Annotated in this window: 4 protein-coding genes; 3 read left to right on the forward strand and 1 reads right to left on the reverse strand. The window is 72.0% G+C overall.

The annotated features are described in order from the left end of the window. Positions 1–456 (forward strand): acyl-CoA dehydrogenase family protein (locus tag C1J00_RS39955; protein ID WP_281262797.1); only part of this gene is annotated, 456 nt, incomplete at its 5' end. Between the two features lie 443 nt (positions 457–899). Continuing rightward, positions 900–1,376: an ATP-binding protein gene (locus tag C1J00_RS39960; protein ID WP_180989871.1), complete on the forward strand. Its 477-nt coding sequence runs from the start codon at positions 900–902 to the stop codon at positions 1,374–1,376. 566 nt (positions 1,377–1,942) lie between these two features. Here the strand turns inward: C1J00_RS39960 and C1J00_RS39965 are convergent. Next, positions 1,943–2,869: a cyclase family protein gene (locus C1J00_RS39965; protein ID WP_102913757.1), complete on the reverse strand. Its 927-nt coding sequence runs from the start codon at positions 2,867–2,869 to the stop codon at positions 1,943–1,945. A gap of 104 nt (positions 2,870–2,973) precedes the next feature. On the opposite strand from C1J00_RS39965, the gene C1J00_RS39970 reads away from it, so the two are divergent. Continuing rightward, on the forward strand, positions 2,974–3,852 hold an 879-nt coding region (locus tag C1J00_RS39970), incomplete at its 3' end, for an SDR family NAD(P)-dependent oxidoreductase (RefSeq protein ID WP_102913758.1).

A 3,852-nucleotide genomic window follows, 5' to 3' on the forward strand; every position in this document is an offset into this window, starting at 1 on the left:
CCCCTGCACCGCGTGCCCGCCGCGCGGCCCGCCCCCGACCCCGTCGCGATCCTGCTCACCGCCGCCGAGCAACTCGGCACGGCCACCCGTGTCTGCGAACTGGCGGCGCAACACGCCCGGACCCGCGAACAGTTCGGACGGCCTGTCGGGGCCTTCCAGGCGGTGGCGCATCTGTGCGCGGGGATCTTGGTCCGGGCGGAGACGGCCCGCGCGGCGGTCTACGCGGCCGCCGTCACCGCCGACCCGGCCGACATCGCCGCGGCCCGGATCCTCGCCGACGAGGCCGCCGTGCGCGGCGCCCGCGACTGTCTCCAGGTGCACGGCGGGATGGGCTTCACCTGGGAGTCCGAGGTCCATCTGCATCTGAAGCGCGCATGGGTTCGAACCCACCGTACGGGCGGAGTTACGGAGAGTGAGGAGATGTTGGCGGCGGCTCTGGCGCCCGAGACGGCCTGACGGGCCGTCTGGCTGCGAAATCGCCGCGACCGCTCCCGGGTGTGTCGCGGATCGTGGCATACCGAAATCACGGAGCGTTGATATCGGCTTGTGTCCTCAGTGTGACTCGCCACGGCCTGGAGTCGATTGCCCGCTCCGGTACCTTGTGTCAAATGCGAGTGGCTCCGAGCGCAGTGCGACCCCGTGGCGCCGCCTGTTCGACTGCCCGCGGCGAGCGTCGCACAGTATGCCGCAGGGGTACTCCTTCGCGCTGGAATATGCCCGAAGCGCTTGTTGGCGTGACTGTACGTCAACCATGCTGTCCCACAAGGGATTCACGTTCAGTGATCCTTGCCCCGGCCGTTGTTCTGGCCATGCAGAAAATGGCTACGATCGTGGCCTTCGTGAGGCGCGAGCCTAAGTGTCCGCCGGTTCGGATGGTGTGAGCGGTGCAGGTGCTTCAAGTGCAGCTGGAGATCCGGCCCGACCCCGCAGAAGTGGGGCGAGCCCGGCGGTGGGCCCGCTCCCGCCTGGCCGGGTCCGGCATACAGGCCGACGAACCCCTCGCCGAGACGCTGATCCTGCTCGTCTCCGAGCTCGTCACCAACGCCGTGGTGCACACCGGCCGTCCCGCCGTCCTGCGGCTGTCCCTGCCGCACGTGGTGACGGAGGAGTCCACCGTCCGTCTGGAGGTCGCGGACGGCAGCGGCCGGGCCCCCGTGCCCCGGTGCGTCGGCGACGAAGCGACCGGCGGCCGGGGCCTGGCACTCGTCGACGGCCTCGCCGACCGCTGGGGCTGGAGCGTCGAGGCCGCCGGCAAGCGGATCTGGTGCGAAGTGGACCGGTGTGCCAAGTCCCCCGACCTCGCGGCGTCGTGCGGAGGCGGCGCGGTGGCGTGCGGCGGGGCGGCTTTCGAGGGTCTGGCGTACGAGGCGGTGTAGCGCCATTGCCCGTTCCGGCGGGGTCTGGTGTGGCGCCGCCGCCCGTTCCGGCGGGATGTGGTGTAGTGCCGCTGCCCGTTCCGGCGGGAGCTGGTGCAGCGCCGCCGCCCGTCCCGGCCGGGTGCGGTGTACGGCGGCACATGCCGCGGGTTCGTGCGGCGAGGCCGGGGCACGGATGCACGGCGGGTCGGCGGGTTCTGTCGGGGCATGCGGCGATGCGCCGGGACGTGCTTCCGTGCGCGCCTACGGCAAAGGCCACCTAAGCGACATTTCCCCGAACTCCGGTTGACGCGTCGTGACCGTTTGCTCACTCTGGTGGGCAGCGATTCGCCGTGAGGGGACGACGAGGGCTTCGGTGGACGGCAGCCCTCGGCGAGTGTGAGTCGTGATTCGGCGTCGGCTCCCTTCAGGGGCGGGGAGCCGGGGCGGGAGCGCCGGAGTCGGGTGGCGGCGCGCGCTGCCGTGCTCGGGGCGAGCAGCGCGGCGCCGCCATCCAGCTGCGGCGGATGGCGGCCCGGCCGTGCCGGTCCGCCGCGCGTCCGGCGGGCGGGTCCCGGGCCGTCGGCCTACAGGACGGCGACGGGCGCCACCGGAGAGCCGGTCGCCCCGGTGAACGGCTCCGGGGTCGCCGTCAGCAGGAACGCGTACCGCCCTTCTTCTCCACAGGCTGTGGACAACTTTTCGAGATTCCAGTTCTGACCCTGTGGCATGCCCATCTCCACGAGGTCGAGGGCGTGCACCGGCAGCCAGAGGCCCTCCACCTCGGGCGGAAACACCTCGAAGGTCAGGGTGTCGTTGGCGACGGCCGCGACATCACGCGCGTGGAACCACTCCGGCGTCCGGATCGACAGCCCAGGCGACGGGTGGGCGTAGCCGTGCCGGTCCCCGGCCAGGCAGGCCTGGATCTGCCCGGTCCGCACGAGCGCGACGTCCCCCGCCCGCACCCGTGCCCCGGCCAGTTCCTCGGCGGCGTCCAGGTCCTCGGGGGTGACGGCGTACCCGCCGTCGAGCCGGTCCGTGCCGCGGGCCCGGGCGACGTCCAGCAGTACCCCGCGCGAGACGACGTGCCGGACCGTGCCGATGCCGCTGAACCCGGCGCCGCCGTGCGCGGTGACGGTGTGGGCGGGGCGGCCGTTGTAGAGCCGGCCCGAGTGTGAGACGTGGGGCAGGGCGTCCCAGTGGGTGGCCGCCTGGAGTCCCATGGTCACGACGTCGTCGCTGCACGCGACCGTCCCCGGACCGAAGATCTCCTGGTTGATCTGCACCATGGCGTGCAGGGGGTTGACCCGGCCGGGGATCATGCCGGTCTGCACGCCGTCCTGCTGGAGGGGCAGCGCGAGCGGGACGCGCCGGCCGGTGCGGACGGTCGCCGCGGCCTGCCTGACGACCTCGTCGGTGATCAGGTTCAGGGTCCCGATCTCGTCGTCGGATCCCCAACGACCCCAGTTGTTAACGCGCTTGGCGATGTCGTGGAACGCGTCCGGCAGTGACATGAGTCCTCCCCGGGGCTTGCCCTCCCGTATCTGACGGGTCGTAGAATTCGGGAATCGAGTATCTAACGGTCCGTCAGAAACCGTGGGACGGGAAGGGGCCGGGCGTGGGGAACTTCTTGGCAGGCAAGGTCGTCGCCGTCACGGGCGCCGGGCGGGGCATCGGCCGGGCGGTCGCGCTCGCGGCGGCGGCCGAGGGGGCGAAGGTCGTCGTCAACGACTACGGCGTCTCGGTCGACGGCGCGTCACCGACCAGTGAGATCGCCCAGGCCGTCGTCAAGGAGATCGAGGCCGCGGGCGGGCAGGCGGTGGCCGTGGCCGACGACATCTCCACGATGGCCGGCGGGCAGCGGGTCGTCGACGTGGCGCTGGCGTCGTACGGGCGGCTGGACGGTGTGGTCTGTGTGGCCGGGATCCTGCGCGAGCGGATGCTGTTCAACATGACCGAGGACGAGTGGGACCCGGTCGTCGCGACCCATCTGAAGGGTACCTTCACGGTGTTCCGGGCGGCCTGTGCGGTGATGCGCGGGCAGCGGGCCGGGACGCTGATCGGCTTCACCAGCGGCAACCACCAGGGATCCGTCTCACAGGCCAACTACAGCGCCGCGAAGGGCGGCGTCATCTCGCTGGTGCGCAGCGCCGCGCTCGGGCTGCACAAGTACGGGGTGACCGCGAACGCCGTGGCGCCGGTCGCGCGGACCCGGATGTCGGCGGGCGTGCCGACGGAACTGGCCGAGATCGGGGAGCCCGAGGACGTCGCCGCGCTGGTGGTGTACCTGCTGTCCGACGCCGCCTCCCGGGAGGGGATCACCGGGCAGGTGTACACGGTCGCCGGGGCGAAGATCGCGGTGTGGGCCCAGCCACGGGAGTTGCGCGCCGCGTATGCCTCCGGCGGATGGACCGTGGAGAGGATCGCGGAGTGTCTGCCCGGGTCGGTGGGGGTGGATCCGATGCCGTTGCTGGAGCGGGTGCGGGAGATGGAGAGG

This window comes from Streptomyces cahuitamycinicus (assembly GCF_002891435.1).
In the GTDB taxonomy this organism is placed as follows: Bacteria; Actinomycetota; Actinomycetes; order Streptomycetales; family Streptomycetaceae; genus Streptomyces; species Streptomyces cahuitamycinicus.

What these genes read in the sequence shown, in the direction of transcription:
- C1J00_RS39965 (WP_102913757.1), bottom strand. Translation starts at nt 2,869, where the DNA reads ATGTCACTGCCGGACGCGTTCCACGACATCGCCAAGCGCGTTAACAAC.